The sequence below is a fragment of the Helicobacter sp. MIT 21-1697 genome (assembly GCF_026241255.1).
Taxonomy (GTDB): Bacteria; Campylobacterota; Campylobacteria; order Campylobacterales; family Helicobacteraceae; genus Helicobacter_C.
This window is the reverse complement of sequence record NZ_JAPHNC010000001.1, coordinates 155,940-171,036: the sequence shown is the minus strand read 5'-3', so window position 1 is coordinate 171,036 and position 15,097 is coordinate 155,940. Positions and strand designations below refer to the sequence as shown.

The following is a 15,097-nucleotide window of genomic DNA, read 5'->3' as shown; positions in this document are numbered from 1 at the left end:
TTATGAGGATTTGTGGAGAGTGGGCATTATAAATGGGACTATGAGATTTTTACACAAATATTAATAACAATTTCTATTTTTTAATTAATTTCTTAATTTCAACATATCAATCTAAAATTTGAAATTTTTAGAATCCATTTTATTGCCTCAATTTATTTCACAAGGCGATTAAAGATTCACTCAAAGCAAACCAAGAAACTTAAACGACTCCTAAAATGTGTATCGTCCCTCAATAAATGCACTGCGCCCCTGCCCGATTAAGAATCCATATCCGGCAAGTGTCCCATTTCCTGCAAGTGTGTGATATAATCTGCTATCATTATTATAATAGCTATAATAAAAGGTATCAAACACATTTCGCACGCCCGCATTTAATGATAAATCGCCAAATCTAGCATTTACGCCTATATCTGTGAGATGATACGCCTTCATACTCTCACCGCTTATATCTTTTTGATTCCCATAGAATGTATTTTGACTCCACACATTCCAATGCTTACCAAGCGCGAGTGAAATACCAAAAGTGCCTTTGTAGTTGCTCACATAGGGGATTCTTACATTAGCATTCAAACCCTTATCTTTAATGCGCGCATCAATATAAGTAAAGCTCTGACTTAAATTGAATTTACCCTCAAAGAAATACTGCTGAGAAAATAGCTCTATACCACTTCTTTGCGTCTTGTTATAATTGCTTATCCAAGTGCCTTTTGTGCCAAGAGCATAAAAATTACCTGTGGTGTTAAATTCATTATGGGTAAGCGTGTAAAACGCATTTGCACTTAGCATCACCTTATCCCAAAAAATATCTTTCCACACCAACTCAAAGCTATCATAAGTTTCTTTTTTAGGAATATTACTTGTAACATACACTCCATTATTGATATTTTTTACTTCAATAAGAACAAAACCATCTGGTTGTATCGCATTATTATATTCTCCGCCGACATATCCGATCAAAGAATGAGAACTTGGAGAGAAAAATCCTCGCTCATATTTGGCAGAGACATTGCCAGAATCTGAATACGCAAAATGAGGGCTAAACTCTAGGGCAAAATTATGTAAAGAGGTATGATGAGTTTTGGTGCTATCAATACTACTTAGGTTTATGTGTCTCTCTGCCATAATTTGTTGTATATTATGAACAAATGTATGATAAGAGGCAAATTCATATCGCGCTCCACCTGTGAGAGAAAATCTCTGCGTAAAATCATATTTTTCTAAAGCATAGAGAGCATTACTCCATTTTGAACCATTTAAAGAAATATCCGAATCGTGATGATATTTACCAATCGGACCTGTTGAGGAAACATTCGCAATCATATTGCGCTTGGCATAATTATATAGAGATTCTACTCCTGCGATAAAGCGTCCATTGCTGTGCCTTAAGTCATATTTGGCAAGTAATCCTACCTTTTGGTCATCAAACAAAGAGCCACTTTGGTCAGCAACCAAATGATTAAAGCGTAAGTCATTACTACCTCCACCGCCACTGCTACCACTTGGCTGATTCTCTATTTCTAAATGAGCCATATTGATGTGAGCATTGCCATATTTGATTCTATTGAGATGATAAAACGCTTTTATATCAAATGTCGCATTTTCACTAAGCCCACTCTTAAACCCAAGACTCATATCAAGCCGTTGTTGCGTATTGTGGAGGCTACCATCACCGCTAAGTTTCCTATGTGCTTTTGTAGGATTTGGTATGTCCGCAAATGAATTATATGGGGTAGTATAAATATGTCCATAAAAATAATCTATATCAAAGCTAAGAGATGACCCCCCCCCCGCTAAAATCTTTAACCATACTCATATCTACTTGTGCTCCATTTATTTTATCACCCTCTCTAGGACCTCCACGATTGATATATGCCGCCCCGAGCGAAATATAAGCACTCTCTCCTATTTTTGCGCCATATTTTGCGTGAGCATTATAATTATTACCTGTGGAAGCGATGACATTGCCATAGCTTAGCCCTGTGGAGAAAAATGGCTGCTCATATCGCCTTTGCGTGATAATATTCACAACTCCGCCTCGTGTGCCACTGCCATACATCACAGCTCCACCACCGGGCAAAATCTCAATAGATTCTATACTTTGTGGCGTAAGAGTATTAAGGGGTGTGAGGGCAAGTATAGAATTATGATGAGAATCAAGCATATTGCTATACACACCATTTATCAGCACCTGCACCGAAGTGTTTGCGTGATTGCCCTGCCCTCTCAAATCAAGATTCCCTCCTAACCCAAGATTAGATAGCCCAACAAAAGGTGTGTAGCGGAAAATATCCTCTGTGGAATAATAGCCTTTATCCTCAAATACTTTTTTATCTATCTGCCATACATTACGATTAAGCCCATCAACCTCCACGCTCATCATAGATTTTTGTGTCTCTTCCCCAAAGACTGCACTCGCCATTGCACTAAAAAATAACAAATAAGGATATATTTTCATAATCCCCCCCCCTGCATTTTGTCAATTTGATATAGTATCGTAAATTTTTAAAAAAATGTTAAAACTATTTTATCTCTTTATCATTGGCATAACGCACTTCACGCACTACCCTGCCATTTTCATCAAATTCTTTTGCAACACCCTCTTTTTTGCCCTGCTTGTATTGGAGCTGATACCAAAGTTTCCCTGCCGTATTATAAATATTCGTTTGCCCCTCTTGAATACCCCTTACAAAATTCATCTCACTCTTAATATTACCATTAGCAACATCAAACATACGACACAAGCCATTGAGCTGCCCCGCACTATAATGCGCTTGATAAATAAGAATACCTTTTTCACTAAAAATCTCAAACACATCTTCTTTTTTGCCATCAACATAAAATGCTCGCTGCGCCATTGTGCCATTGAGGTAATACAAAACCTCTTTGCCGTGCTTGATTTTCGTGCCCGGTTTATAGGTGATTTCTGCCCTAAAAGTGCGTCCATTATCGCGCACTTCCCCTGTGCTTTGCTCCCCAACAATTTTTTCAAGTGCTGCTTGAGAATAGGAGGGTTTCTGATTTGATTCTTGTATTGTGGCAGGAAGTGGTTTTTGCTGCGTACTCAAAGGAGTATGTTTGTTTTTTGGAGAAGTTTGATTGTGTATTTGAGAATCCTGTGGTAAGGCAACTTGCTCACCTACACAACCTCCTAGTATCAACACACTTATACTACCCATAAGCACTAATTTTTTATTTATCCCCTGTTTGATTCTAGCATACCAAATACTCATTATCCCTCCTCTGTGATAAATTTAATAACAAGTTTGCCAACGACAATTTTTCTCCTCAATCATTGTGCCTTTTTCATCATAATGCTTCATCCATTGTTTCTTACCTTTTTTATAAAGCGTCTCATATTGTAGCACACCATTTTTATCAAACTCTGCTCTCACACCCTCGCGCTCGTTATTTTCATAAATAAAACTCTCTTGCAACACACCAGATTCATAATATTTTTTGCCCTCACCCTCGCGCTTATTGAGCTTATATTCTTGCTCACTCTGCACTTTGCCATTAGGAAAATAAAGGACGCGTTTGCCCTCTTCTTTTCCCTCATTGTAGTAACGCTCTTCTTTAATCCCGCCATCAAGGTAATAAGAACTCACTTTTCCCTCATATTTATCTTTATCATAAAATGCACGAAAAATCACTTTGCCATTAGGTGCTTTTTTGATTTGTGTGCCACATTTCATCGTTGTGCCTTTACAATATTGCGTTCTGATGACAATCGGGGATTTTTTATCGCCTGTGTAGGAGATTCTCACATCATATTCTTCTGAAGCCCAAGCAATTTCAAATATGAGCAATTTGCACATTAGGATTAAAAATATGATTTTTACTGCTTTCACTTCTTCTTACTCCTTAAAAGAATCTAACTTCTTAGGCGCACGATATTTACGCCTAATTGTGCCAACTTGCGCTCAAGACTTTCATATCCTCTATCAAGATGATAGATTCTATGAATATTTGTTGTGCCCTCACTCACAAGCGAAGCTACAACCAATGCAGAACTCGCGCGTAAATCTGTCGCCATCACATCAGCTCCAACCAATGGACTAACGCCCTTAATCGTAGCGTGATTCCCTTTGAGCGAAATATCCGCACCCAATCGCTGCAATTCACTTACGTGCATAAAGCGATTTTCAAATAAACGCTCTTCAATGACACTTGTGCCCTCACATTGTGTCGCCAATGCCATAAATTGTGCTTGCATATCAGTAGGGAATCCGGGATATTCAGTTGTGATAATTTCAAAAGGTTTGAGTGTCTTTGCTGGAAGCAAAGTCAAAGAATGCTCACTTTTGTTAAAGCCAAAGCCAATTTCCTCTAATTTATCAGTTATAGCACTAAGATGATTGTTTTCAATATTCTCTAATGTGATAGAAGAATGTGTAATCGCCCCAGCGCAAAGATATGTCCCTGCTTCAATTCTATCAGGTATGACACGAATAGGTGCAAAATTGAGCAATTCTCCGCCTGTGCCATAAATAATAAGCTCATTGCCACCAATACCCTCAATCCTTACGCCACTACTAGATAGAATCTCGCATAATTGCACAACTTCAGGTTCTTTTGCAGCATTAATAATATGTGTTTTCCCTTGTGCTAGGGCAGCTGCCATAATCACATTTTCGCTTCCTGTAACGGTGATTTTATCAAATAAAATATCTGCACCTTTAAGTCCGCCTTTAGCCTCTGCAATGATATATCCACCTTTAATTTGAATATTTGCACCCATTTTTTCCATTGCTTTAATATGCAAATCCACAGGACGCGCACCAATAGCACACCCACCGGGCAAACTTACTTCACAATAACCAAAACGCGAAAGAAGAGGTCCAAGCACGAGGATAGAAGCACGCATTTTGCGCACAATATCATAAATAGCGCGTTGATGGACAATATTTTGAGCGTGGCAAGTAAGTGATGTGGGATTATGCCAAGTAATATTTACACCTAAATGTTCTAAAAGTTTAGCGAGTGTCTTTACATCGGCAACATCAGGGAGATTATGAATTGTTACTTCATTTTGGCTCAACAATGTCGCAGCAAGAATAGGCAGGGCTGAATTTTTCGCACCAGAAATACTCACCTTTCCTTGAAGCGATGGGCTTTTCTTAATTTGTAAATAATCCATACTATAAAATCCTTTATTATTTATTCTCTCGTTTTTGTAAAGCTTTGCCAATGGCTTCTTTGATTTCTCCCTTTTTTTCGGGGTTCGCACTCTCAAGATTATCCTGAAAACTCACCACCTCATCAACTTCCATAAGATTCATATTCGTTACAAATTTAGAAATCATCTCAAGCCACAAACTATGCTCACTTTCATCTTCAGGTTGTGTTTTAAATCTCTGTATAAACTCCTCAAGTAATGCTCTAAGCTTAGCCTTATCATTGGCACATTTATCAAACTTTCCTGCAAGCGCTTTCAATGCACTCTGGTTTGTTTGAACTTTTTCCTCTTCAAGAGCAATAGCAAAAAGCCCACTAAAGATAATAGGTAAGCATAGCAAAAAAAAACATAACCAACAAATAACATAAAAACTAAGATTAAACATTTGTATTTAAAGCCTGATAAAAATCCATAGTTGCTTTGACATAACCATCAATACTTCCGCAATCATAGCGTTTGCCTTGAAATTTATATGCCAATACGCGTCTTTTTTTACTTTGCTCTAAAAGTGCATCAGTAATTTGAATCTCTCCCTTTTTGCCCGGTTGTGTAACTGCTAGAATATCAAAAATATCAGGCGTAAGAATATAGCGCCCGATAATAGCAAAATTGCTTGGAGCTTTATCTATGCTTGGCTTTTCTATCATATTGCTCACTTCATACACACCAGATTCTATTTCTTCTCCCTCAATAATGCCATATTTATCCACATCACTTCTTTGGACTTCTTCAATGGCAACAATGCAACATTGATATTTTTTATACAGCTCTACCATTTGGGTAAGCACACCTTTACCTTGCGGGTTGATACATAAATCATCAGCAAGAATTACAGCAAAAGGTTCATCTCCAATGAGGGTTTTACCCTTTAAAATAGCATCTCCTAATCCTTTCATCGCAATTTGACGCGTATAAGAAAAGGTGCAAGTATCTGTAAGGTTACGAATCTCTCTTAATAAATCCTCTTTATCTGTGCCTGATATTTGATGTTCTAATTCATAACTCACATCAAAATAATCTTCAATAGCGCGTTTGCCTCGTCCTGTAACAATGCCTACATTATGACAACCTGATTCTAAGGCTTCTTCCACGCCATATTGAATAAGTGGTTTTGTGAGTATGGGTAGCATTTCTTTGGGCATAGCTTTTGTAGCAGGCAAAAATCGCGTACCATATCCTGCAGCTGGAAAAAGACATTTATTTATCATACAATCTCCTTATTAATTTACAAGTGTTTGTTTTAAATAATTTTCAAGATTGATATTATTCCCAAAGCTTGCTTGATAAACAATATAATTTGCCAATACTCTAAGTCCATAATCACGAGATTCTTTATAAGGAATAAGCTCCATAGAAAGCCACGGCTCATAATCGCGTTTTTTCAAAAAGAGTGTTTTACTTTTAAGTGTGCGGCGCAAAAATCCCGGACCACCATTATAAGCATAGGAAACAAAAAGTGGGTGCTTAAATTCACGCGCTAAATCATTCAAATAAAATGTCCCAAATTCAAGTGCGGTAACAGGGTCAAACATATCTTCTAAGCTAATATTATCGCGTTTTAAACTTTTAGCAAAAGGCTGCACATTAAAAGGCATAATCTGCATCATACCAAGCGCATACGAAGTTGAAACAAGAGCTGGCAAAAGTATGCTTTCTTGTTTAGCAATAGCATAGGTGAAAGCTTTTTCGTGGTCGTTTTTCCATTTGATTTTATTGCTAAAGGGTGTAATAAAATAATGAATCTTAAATCTATTAAGCTGATTAAGTATATAAGCAAGATGTGCGCTTGTATCCTCATAGGCAAAATGCTTACTTAATTCTTTCAAATCTTTATCACTTTTAATTTGGGTAAGATTCTCTTTTAAAAGTTGCCACTGAAAAGGGTCTTTAATATCAAAATTGGGTTTTTTGGGTGAGAGATTCTCTAAATGTGTAACGACTTGATAACTTGGCTCAATACCGAGTTTTTGATGAGCATAAATTGTATATAAATCTACATTTGTGCTTGCCCCAAGAGTTTCAAGCACTTTAGTATCATTGCTTAAACGATATTGCCAAAATAATGTCCTATTTTTCTGCATAGCTGTTGTAGCATTCGCATTAGAGAGCTTAAAATATGTGAGCGCTGCTTTGGGATTGTGATGTAAGATTTCATTTAATCCTAACATAAAAAGTGTATAAGAATCCGCACCTGTAATATTTGCCCCTACAAGAGATTTTTTAAACTTATCATAGCTATTATCGTGTGTAACAATAATGGCTTGAAGCATAGTATTAAAAGCTGTATTATTTTCATCAGCAAGCTTTTTAAGTGCTTGGGGCTTAATATCTTGATTGAGAATCTGTGTGCGCTGATTCGCCCTCAATGCACGATAAATGCTAGCAAAAGTTTGTGCATCACTCCCAAGCATACCTGTGAGGATATTAGGTTTGCTTAAAATCTCAATACGTTTTCTAAAAGCTGGATCATTTTGAAATTTTTTGAGCAAAAAGTCTTTATTTTTTTGTGGCATAGAAGGGATATTAGCTAGATTTAATCCTGCTTTAATACACGCATTATCTTGTTTTTTGAGCTTATCAAAACTTAAGCGTTGGCAATACAGGTTGCGCGGAAGCTCACTTACCTTTCCCTTAGCACTAAGGAGACTATTAAGCTTTGAGGTTTTGCGAAAAATAAGCTCATAGGCTTTAAGGGCATCTTTAAGGCTTGTTTGCTCATCTGAAAGAAATTGCCAAATATAAAAATCTCTTGCTAAGCCTTTGGGTTTAGATTGTAAAAACTCAAGCGTAATTTCTGTATGCGCATAACTTAAAACACAACATAAAAACAATAATACAATGACTCTCATAACTTTCTCCACTTTGTTTGTATCAGATTCCAAGTCTTACTGCATATTGCATAAGAATCTGCACAAGAGATAAATCAATAAATTTAAGCACGACTGCTGCGATTAAGGGAGAAAAATCTATGCCATTTATAGTTGTTGGTATGATTTTGCGAATTTTTGCATAGAAAGGTTGTGTGAGGCGATTGAGCACTTGCACAATGGGATTAAAAGGATCTGGACGCACCCAACTTATAAGTGCAGCAATGACGATAATCCACACATAAAGATTTATAAGCATACTCATAATCGTAGCTACTGCACTTAAAAATGTGCCCAAAACCATTCTTTTTCCTTTCCTGCTCGTATCTTACTTATCCAAACGCACAATATCACGCAAGAAAAAGCGCAAATATGGATAAAGCTCACTCAATTCTAAACCTTGAGTTTGCCCTGTAAGAAGTATCCGCAAAGGTTTAAAAAACTTTTTGCCCTTCAAAGAGCTTTTTTCCATAAGAGCATTTTTAAGCGTGTCATAGGCATTTAAAGATTCATCATAAGATTCTATCATTTTGTGCAAAATATCATAGAGCATTTTACACTCATTTTCAAAATTTTCACCATTTTCGCTTTGAGTGATGCATTTTGGAGCGAAAATGCTTTCTATTTTGGAGCGAATCTCATTTAAGGTGCTCGCTTCTTGCAAATACAGCTTCCCAAGCGCACCCACAGAGCTATCTTTGCTCTCAAGCAAAAGAGCAAATTCTTGCTCATTGAGCATTTTGAGATGCTCCCTATTTAAAAAACGAAGTCTTTTAATATCAAATTTTACAGGCGATTTTGCAATATTTTTAATATCAAACCAATGATAAGAATCTTGGAGTTTAAATATTTCTGTGGGCGTGTGATTTCCCATTGAGATAAGATAATTCATAATCGCTTGAGGCAAAAATCCCTCTTGGAGAAGCCAAGCTACTGATGAGGCATTATCGCGTTTGCTCATTTTGCTTCCACTCTCTCCAAGTATAATGGGCAAATGAGCATATCCTAACACCTTATCGTAGCCCAAAGCGCGATGAATGAGAATCTGACGAGGCGTATTGCTTACGTGATCTTCGCCACGCACAATAAAACTTATATCATAGAGCATATCATCAACTGCACAGGCAAAATTATATGTAGGAATACCATCTTCTTTTAAAATCACAAAGCTATCTATTTCATTCGCTTCAAAACGCAATGTGCCCTTAATTGCATCTTCAAAGCTAATGGCTTCACTTGCTCCACGAATACGCACCACAGGTTTAACATTGCTTGATTTTTCAATCTCTGCCCAAGAAGGGTCATAACGAAAAGGTTTTTTCTGCTCTTTTGCCTCAAGTCGTTTAGATTCTAAAAATGCTTTAGAACAATAACAATAAAAGGCTAAATCCTTAGAAATGAGATATTCCGCAAGCTGACGATGGCGTTCAAAATTGCTGCTTTGATACACAAGATTATCCCATAATAAACCAAAAAGATTGAGCAAATTAAGAATCTCTTTGTCTTTATCTACAATATTACGCGCAATATCTGTGTCCTCAATACGAATTAAAAATTTTTGATTTTGCTGTTTCGCTATGATGAAATTAAAAATAGCAGCTCTTAGATTCCCAATGTGCATATCACCTGTGGGAGATGGAGCAAAACGTAACATTATCTCCCCTTAAACATTTGCGCGAATGCTTGTGGATTAAACTCCTCAAAATTATAACTATTCTCTTGTTTAGCATTTGTAGGTTCGCTCAACGCCTCGCTTAAATCAAGGAGCATTTGCGTGATTTCATTTGCCTTTTCCTCTACATAAGAGATAAGGGTATCCATAGAAGGATTTGCGCAAGATGATGTGTGTGATGTGCCCTCACAAAGTGGCATAGGATTCTCAATCGTGATAGTATATGTTTTTGTATGTAAATGCGTGTGCAACTGCGTCCCAAAAAGTTTAACACCCATAAATGAGGTATTATCTATAATTTCTTGCATTGCACTTTTAACTTGGGCAATTTGTATCTCTTGACTTTGAATATCTACACTTTGGGCAAGTTTGAGGATTTTTTTAAGAGCAACAGAAGCACTTTGGAGCGCACCTATAAATTCATTTGCACCTTTAATATCCTCGCTGAATCTATGGATAGCCTTCGCACTTGGCATAGGTATAGACTGCCCCATTTCTTCAGTAAATTGCGTGTTTATGTGTCTGTGCAGAGTAGATAAAATATCTTGCATTTTTAACCTCATCACATTTTAGAGTTAGTTTTACCAAGCATCTTTTGTTCCATTTTGTAAATAAGATTTGAGGAAAATTCATATATCTAAATGTAACCAAAATAGGCATAGCGATAAGCCGAGTTCTGTCGTGGGTGGCTATTTATCTAGGATATGCTTCACAACATACCTCAAGCGAAGAGCTTATTATTAAGACTTTAACCATACTCTTCTTGCTACGAATTGGGTTTGCATAGACATTTTGCATTGCTGCAAAATCGGTAGGCTCTTACCCCACCTTTTCACCCTTACCTTAAAAAATACAGATTCTATAAGGCGGTAATTTTCTGTTGCACTTTCCCTTAGGTTACCCTAGCCATTTGTTAAATGGAATCCTGTCTTTGTAGCTCGGACTTTCCTCTTTTGGACATCAAAAGCAACCACCTACTATGCCTAAGCGCAAATTATATCAAATTTTGTTATAATCAATATTTATCTTGATAAGAAATCAAATTTTGTGTTTAGAAGGATCAAAACTTTATAATGAGTACGCAACATTTTATTGGACATCAAGTCGGAGAGACTGCACGATGCTTACAAGCATTTTTTATTAATGAGCTCAAAACCTATCAACTGAGCTTTGAGCAAGGTGTAATACTTATTCTCATATCAGAGAATCCCCATACCTGTATTAGCAAGATTGCCAAAGTGTTAAATAAAAATAAAGCAACCATTTCTCGCGAAGTAAATTCGCTTGTGAAGAAAGAATTCTGTATCAAAAATCAAACATCTCATAACCAACGCACTCTCTCTCTCGCCCTCACTCCAAGTGGCAAGAGTGCTGTTTCATATTTGAAAGAAAAAATGAAAAAAACAGAAGAGTTCCTCCACGCCCAATGCACCCAAGAAGAAATTGATATTTGTTTTGATGTGCTTCATCGGATTCGTCTCACACTTCAATCAAGCCTTAAAAAATATAAATTAACGGGGGGGGGGGCAGAAACTACTTCTACATAAAATAGCTATCCCAAAAACCATCGCCAATAAATAAAAGCAAAAATTGGGACAGCTATAAGCCCTACAAGACTTAATACAAAGCCAAATCGCACCATATCCCACGCTTTAATATTACCTTGAGAGAAGACGATAGCATTAGGCGGCGTAGATATAGGTATCATAAAAGAAAAACTCGCACAAATGGTAACGGCAAGCATTGTGATTGTGGATTCATTATCTACCAAAAATGACTGCGTAGCGGTATAAACAATAGGCAATAAAATCGCAATGAGTGCAGTAGTATTTAAAAAACCTGTGGCAATAAGAGCGCATAAACAAGCCAAAAATAAAAATAGAATAAAAGGTAAGCCTGAAAATTGAGTAAAAAATCCCTCAAATGCCCCGCCAAGTTCAGATTGTGAAAAAGCAGTGGCAATGCAAAATCCTGCACCAAATAAGAATATAAGCTCATATGGGATTGATTTAGAATCGTCCCAATCTAAAAATCCAATCTTTGGCACAAACATTAAAAGCCCAAAAGCAAGTAAAATAACATTCTCATTTAAGCCCAATCCATCATAAAAAGGCTTAATGGGAGAATTGACAAATAAAAGCACAAGAAGTGCAATGATAAAAAAGAGGAGTCGTTTATGCGTGGAAGTAACTTCTACATCAGCAAAAACATTTATTTCTAAATGATATTCACTCGTATTGCGTGAGAGAATATAAATCATTGCATAGAGCATTAAACAAGTTAATGGCGCCATCATAAAAATCCAAGTTGTAAAACTTATGCCATCAAATCCTAACTCTCCTAAGAATCCTAAAAATATTAAATTAGGTGGCGAACCAATAGGTGTAGTAATCCCGCTGATACTCGCACCAAAAGCCACAGCAAGCAAAAAGCGAAGTTTTAAAAAATAATCTTGTGTAAGTGAGAGTGCAATAGGCAGGAGCAAAATAGCAGTTGTAGAGTTTGAAAGTGCCGTGCCCAAAACCACAGAAGCTAATCCAAGTGCAGATATAATGCCCTTTGGAGTGCTTGGAAAAAGCCCTAAGAATTTGTTGGCTATGATACGATGCAAACCAATTTTTTCTGTTGCAGTCGCTAACATAAAACCACCCAAAAATAAATAAATGATAGGATTCGCATAATTTTGTGTAGCAGTTTTGGTATCTAAAATCCCAAAACTTGGGAAAAGGATAATAGGCAAAAGCGATACTACGCCTAAAGGCAAAGCTTTATTTGTCCAAAGTGTAACAAGCAAAGCAATAATACCAAGGAGTGCAGAAACCTTAAAAGATACCTCAAGATAGAATCTCGCCAATGTTGCAGCTATCAAACCAAATGCAAGAGCTATCAATATGCCAATAATTGTCTCATAGGCTATGCTTTTGCGTTTGGCTGCTTGTGTGAAATTTTTATACATTCTATGTGCTTTTGCTCTTCTATATGCTCGTAAATGTGCTTGTGGAATGTGAGTAGAATCTTTTGCTTTTGGCTTTCTCATTCCTTTATCTTTAGTCTGCTTAGGCTTTTGTGGTATCTTGACATTCTCCTGTGTGGGAGATGGTGTTAATGATATATCTTTTGCTTTAGCTTGGGGGCTTCTTGGCACAGGATTCCTTAATATTTATAGAAAAATAAAAGGGGGATTATAGCATATTTCTATACTCTTGCATAAAATTCTATTATTTTATACATATACCCCCTATATGTATATTTACATATTTCTGTTATAATCCCACAAAATGCAAGGAAATCTTATGAAGCAACATATTCTTAAGCTTGAAGGTATTGACTGCCCAAGTTGCGCTCAACGCATTGAAGAAGCACTCAATACGCTTCCAAATACAAAAGAAGCTAATATTGATTTTAACACGAATATGCTGTATATCTATACAGATAATCTTACAAAAGTTATGCGCACTATTACACATATAGAACCGCAAGTGAGCGTATCAGAAGCATCTGCATCTTATATCTCCCCACCACAAGAAGACAAGAAACATTCACGCGAATTGCTTTCTCTAGGTATGTGTATGGCTGTATTTATGTTTTGTATGGCTGTGCTTTACATAGATTCTTTACATATTCCTCCCATTGTCGCTTATATTTTACTTGGTATGATTTATATAGGTGCAGGGATACCCATATTTAGCGCGACTTGGAGAAATTTTAGAAATAAAATATTTTTTGATGAAAACTCTCTTATGTTTTTTGCCACACTCGCAGCATTGTGCATAGGTGAGATAAGCGAAGCTGTGGCGGTTATGCTTTTTTTTCGCGTAGGTGAATTTTTAGAATCTCGTGCAGTGCAAAAATCTAAAGATTCTATCAACGCACTTTTACACATTATGCCCGATATAGCACACAAAAAGCACAATGGCTCTGTGCAAGACTTGCACCCAAAGCAATTATGCGTAGGAGATATAATTGTCATTAGAGTAGGAGAGAAAGTCCCTACTGATGGCAAAGTGCTTAAAGGAAAAAGTTATTTAGATATGCGTTCAATCAATGGCGAGAGCGTTCCTGTGAGCGTAAATGAAGGACAAAGCATTATGGCAGGAGCAATCAATACAACAGCTATGCTTGAAGTGCGTGTAGAAAAACCCTTTAAAGATTCTCATATTGCTAAAATTGCTAAACTCACGCAAGAAGCGAGTGCAAATAAAGCCAAAACACAAAAAGTTATTACTTCTTTTGCGCGTATTTATACACCTATTATTCTTGTGCTTTCATTGGGCATAGCCATAATGCCTCCTCTTTTTGATGGACAATGGCACGAATGGATTTATCGTGCGCTTGTAGTAATGATGATAAGTTGTCCTTGTGCGCTTGTGATTGCTGTGCCTCTAGGATATTTTGCCGCTATTGGACAAGCAGGTGCTCAAGGCATTTTATTTAAGGGTTCAATCTATCTTGAAAGCCTTGCTCAAGTCAAAAATATTGTCTTTGATAAAACAGGCACACTCACGCAAGGTGTGTTTGAGATTCTAAGCATTGTCCCAAATAAAAGTTACACGCAACAAGACTTGCTTGAACTTGCCGCATTGGCAGAGCAAAACTCAAATCACCCCATTGCTTTGTGCATTAAAAATGTAGCTTCTTATGAATGCGATATAGAATCTTATGAAGAAATAAGCGGCAAGGGTGTGCGACTTGTATGCAATAAGGGCGAGATTCTCGCAGGAAATGCTACACTTATGCAAGAAAATCATATCTCTTTTACGCCTATACATACGCCTCATACCATTATTTACATTGCACTTGAAAACACTTATGTAGGATATATTCTCATTGGAGACAAACTCAAAAATGACACTAAGCAATCCTTACTTACCCTCAAACACTATGGCATAAAGCATTTTGCAATTCTAAGTGGAGATAATCAAACCAATGTAGATTCTATCGCTAAAAACTTAGGTATATCTCACGCTTATGGACATCTTTTGCCTGCACAAAAAGCTGATAAACTTGCCTCTCTTATGCAGCAGTGGCAGGGTAAAAGTGCATTTATAGGCGATGGCATTAATGATGCAATAGTGCTTAGACGCAGTGATGTAGGCATAAGTATCAATACAGGTGAGAGTGGTAATGATGTGAGCAAAGAAAGTGCTGATATTATCTTGCAACACAATTACCTTCAAGGGCTTGTGCAGGCATTTAAAATCGCTCATCATACTCATTCTATCACTTGGCAAAATATTAGCTTTGCCCTTGCAAGTAAAATTGTGCTCATTATCTTAGGCATTATGGGTATAGCAAATATGTGGCTCGCTGTATTTGGTGATGTAGGCATAGCACTTTTAGCACTTTTGAATGCTATGCGCCCTCCGCACGCCAAAGCTTAAG

At 37.0% G+C, this 15,097-nt stretch carries 14 protein-coding genes and 1 other RNA gene; 2 read left to right on the top strand and 13 right to left on the bottom strand.

Annotated features, from left to right (window positions below; translation table 11 throughout):
* Window positions 1-210: 210 nt before the first annotated feature.
* The 12 genes from OQH61_RS00865 to rnpB all read right to left on the bottom strand — a co-directional run bounded on the left by OQH61_RS00865 (window position 211) and on the right by rnpB (window position 10,701).
* Window positions 211-1,740, bottom strand: coding sequence for a TonB-dependent receptor (locus tag OQH61_RS00865; RefSeq protein WP_266025540.1), 1,530 nt, complete (start codon window positions 1,738-1,740; stop codon window positions 211-213).
* 28 nt (window positions 1,741-1,768) lie between these two features.
* A complete protein-coding gene (locus tag OQH61_RS00860) occupies window positions 1,769-2,455 on the bottom strand; it encodes a TonB-dependent receptor plug domain-containing protein (protein WP_266025342.1) in 687 nt (228 codons plus the stop codon).
* 64 nt (window positions 2,456-2,519) lie between these two features.
* On the bottom strand, window positions 2,520-3,230 hold the full coding sequence (locus OQH61_RS00855; RefSeq protein WP_266025341.1) for a toxin-antitoxin system YwqK family antitoxin: 711 nt from the start codon (window positions 3,228-3,230) through the stop codon (window positions 2,520-2,522).
* A gap of 21 nt (window positions 3,231-3,251) precedes the next feature.
* Window positions 3,252-3,848: a toxin-antitoxin system YwqK family antitoxin gene (locus tag OQH61_RS00850; protein WP_266025340.1), complete on the bottom strand. Its 597-nt coding sequence runs from the start codon at window positions 3,846-3,848 to the stop codon at window positions 3,252-3,254.
* 23 nt (window positions 3,849-3,871) lie between these two features.
* Window positions 3,872-5,137, bottom strand: coding sequence for a UDP-N-acetylglucosamine 1-carboxyvinyltransferase (murA, locus tag OQH61_RS00845; protein WP_266025339.1), 1,266 nt, complete (start codon window positions 5,135-5,137; stop codon window positions 3,872-3,874).
* 16 nt (window positions 5,138-5,153) lie between these two features.
* Window positions 5,154-5,561, bottom strand: coding sequence for a hypothetical protein (locus OQH61_RS00840; protein ID WP_266025338.1), 408 nt, complete (start codon window positions 5,559-5,561; stop codon window positions 5,154-5,156).
* Complete coding sequence (gene galU, locus OQH61_RS00835) at window positions 5,554-6,384, bottom strand: UTP--glucose-1-phosphate uridylyltransferase GalU (RefSeq protein WP_266025337.1); 831 nt, start codon at window positions 6,382-6,384, stop codon at window positions 5,554-5,556. The genes OQH61_RS00840 and galU overlap by 8 nt, the downstream gene beginning before the upstream one ends.
* A gap of 12 nt (window positions 6,385-6,396) precedes the next feature.
* The gene (locus OQH61_RS00830; RefSeq protein WP_266025336.1) at window positions 6,397-8,025 is read right to left on the bottom strand and encodes a lytic transglycosylase domain-containing protein; all 1,629 of its coding nucleotides are present in this window, start codon (window positions 8,023-8,025) and stop codon (window positions 6,397-6,399) included.
* Between the two features lie 22 nt (window positions 8,026-8,047).
* Complete coding sequence (locus OQH61_RS00825; protein WP_266025335.1) at window positions 8,048-8,347, bottom strand: YggT family protein; 300 nt, start codon at window positions 8,345-8,347, stop codon at window positions 8,048-8,050.
* A 24-nt stretch (window positions 8,348-8,371) separates the two neighbouring features.
* Window positions 8,372-9,697 (bottom strand): glutamate--tRNA ligase, encoded by a 1,326-nt coding sequence (gltX, locus tag OQH61_RS00820; RefSeq protein WP_266025334.1) that lies wholly within the window; start codon window positions 9,695-9,697, stop codon window positions 8,372-8,374.
* Window positions 9,697-10,266 carry a flagellar FLiS export co-chaperone gene (locus OQH61_RS00815; protein WP_266025333.1) on the bottom strand — a complete coding sequence of 190 codons (570 nt, stop codon included), beginning with the start codon at window positions 10,264-10,266 and terminating at the stop codon, window positions 9,697-9,699. Before OQH61_RS00815 ends, gltX begins: the two co-directional genes overlap by 1 nt.
* A gap of 98 nt (window positions 10,267-10,364) precedes the next feature.
* Window positions 10,365-10,701, bottom strand: an RNA gene (gene rnpB / locus OQH61_RS00810) — RNase P RNA component class A.
* A gap of 87 nt (window positions 10,702-10,788) precedes the next feature.
* On the opposite strand from rnpB, the gene OQH61_RS00805 reads away from it, so the two are divergent.
* Window positions 10,789-11,262: a MarR family winged helix-turn-helix transcriptional regulator gene (locus OQH61_RS00805; protein WP_266025332.1), complete on the top strand. Its 474-nt coding sequence runs from the start codon at window positions 10,789-10,791 to the stop codon at window positions 11,260-11,262.
* 5 nt (window positions 11,263-11,267) lie between these two features.
* On the opposite strand, the gene OQH61_RS00800 is transcribed toward OQH61_RS00805, so the two are convergent.
* Complete coding sequence (locus OQH61_RS00800; protein ID WP_266025539.1) at window positions 11,268-12,671, bottom strand: SLC13 family permease; 1,404 nt, start codon at window positions 12,669-12,671, stop codon at window positions 11,268-11,270.
* 337 nt (window positions 12,672-13,008) lie between these two features.
* Here OQH61_RS00800 and OQH61_RS00795 point away from each other — a divergent pair, with 337 nt between their 5' ends.
* The gene (locus OQH61_RS00795) at window positions 13,009-15,096 is read left to right on the top strand and encodes a heavy metal translocating P-type ATPase (RefSeq protein WP_266025331.1); all 2,088 of its coding nucleotides are present in this window, start codon (window positions 13,009-13,011) and stop codon (window positions 15,094-15,096) included.
* Window position 15,097 lies beyond the last annotated feature (1 nt).

What these genes read in the sequence shown, in the direction of transcription:
- OQH61_RS00800 (WP_266025539.1), bottom strand. Translation starts at nt 12,671, where the DNA reads ATGTATAAAAATTTCACACAAGCAGCCAAACGCAAAAGCATAGCCTAT.
- OQH61_RS00815 (WP_266025333.1), bottom strand. Translation starts at nt 10,266, where the DNA reads ATGCAAGATATTTTATCTACTCTGCACAGACACATAAACACGCAATTT.
- gltX (WP_266025334.1), bottom strand. Translation starts at nt 9,697, where the DNA reads ATGTTACGTTTTGCTCCATCTCCCACAGGTGATATGCACATTGGGAAT.
- OQH61_RS00840 (WP_266025338.1), bottom strand. Translation starts at nt 5,561, where the DNA reads ATGTTTAATCTTAGTTTTTATGTTATTTGTTGGTTATGTTTTTTTTTG.
- OQH61_RS00825 (WP_266025335.1), bottom strand. Translation starts at nt 8,347, where the DNA reads ATGGTTTTGGGCACATTTTTAAGTGCAGTAGCTACGATTATGAGTATG.
- OQH61_RS00860 (WP_266025342.1), bottom strand. Translation starts at nt 2,455, where the DNA reads ATGAAAATATATCCTTATTTGTTATTTTTTAGTGCAATGGCGAGTGCA.
- OQH61_RS00855 (WP_266025341.1), bottom strand. Translation starts at nt 3,230, where the DNA reads ATGAGTATTTGGTATGCTAGAATCAAACAGGGGATAAATAAAAAATTA.
- murA (WP_266025339.1), bottom strand. Translation starts at nt 5,137, where the DNA reads ATGGATTATTTACAAATTAAGAAAAGCCCATCGCTTCAAGGAAAGGTG.
- OQH61_RS00805 (WP_266025332.1), top strand. Translation starts at nt 10,789, where the DNA reads ATGAGTACGCAACATTTTATTGGACATCAAGTCGGAGAGACTGCACGA.
- OQH61_RS00830 (WP_266025336.1), bottom strand. Translation starts at nt 8,025, where the DNA reads ATGAGAGTCATTGTATTATTGTTTTTATGTTGTGTTTTAAGTTATGCG.
- OQH61_RS00795 (WP_266025331.1), top strand. Translation starts at nt 13,009, where the DNA reads ATGAAGCAACATATTCTTAAGCTTGAAGGTATTGACTGCCCAAGTTGC.
- galU (WP_266025337.1), bottom strand. Translation starts at nt 6,384, where the DNA reads ATGATAAATAAATGTCTTTTTCCAGCTGCAGGATATGGTACGCGATTT.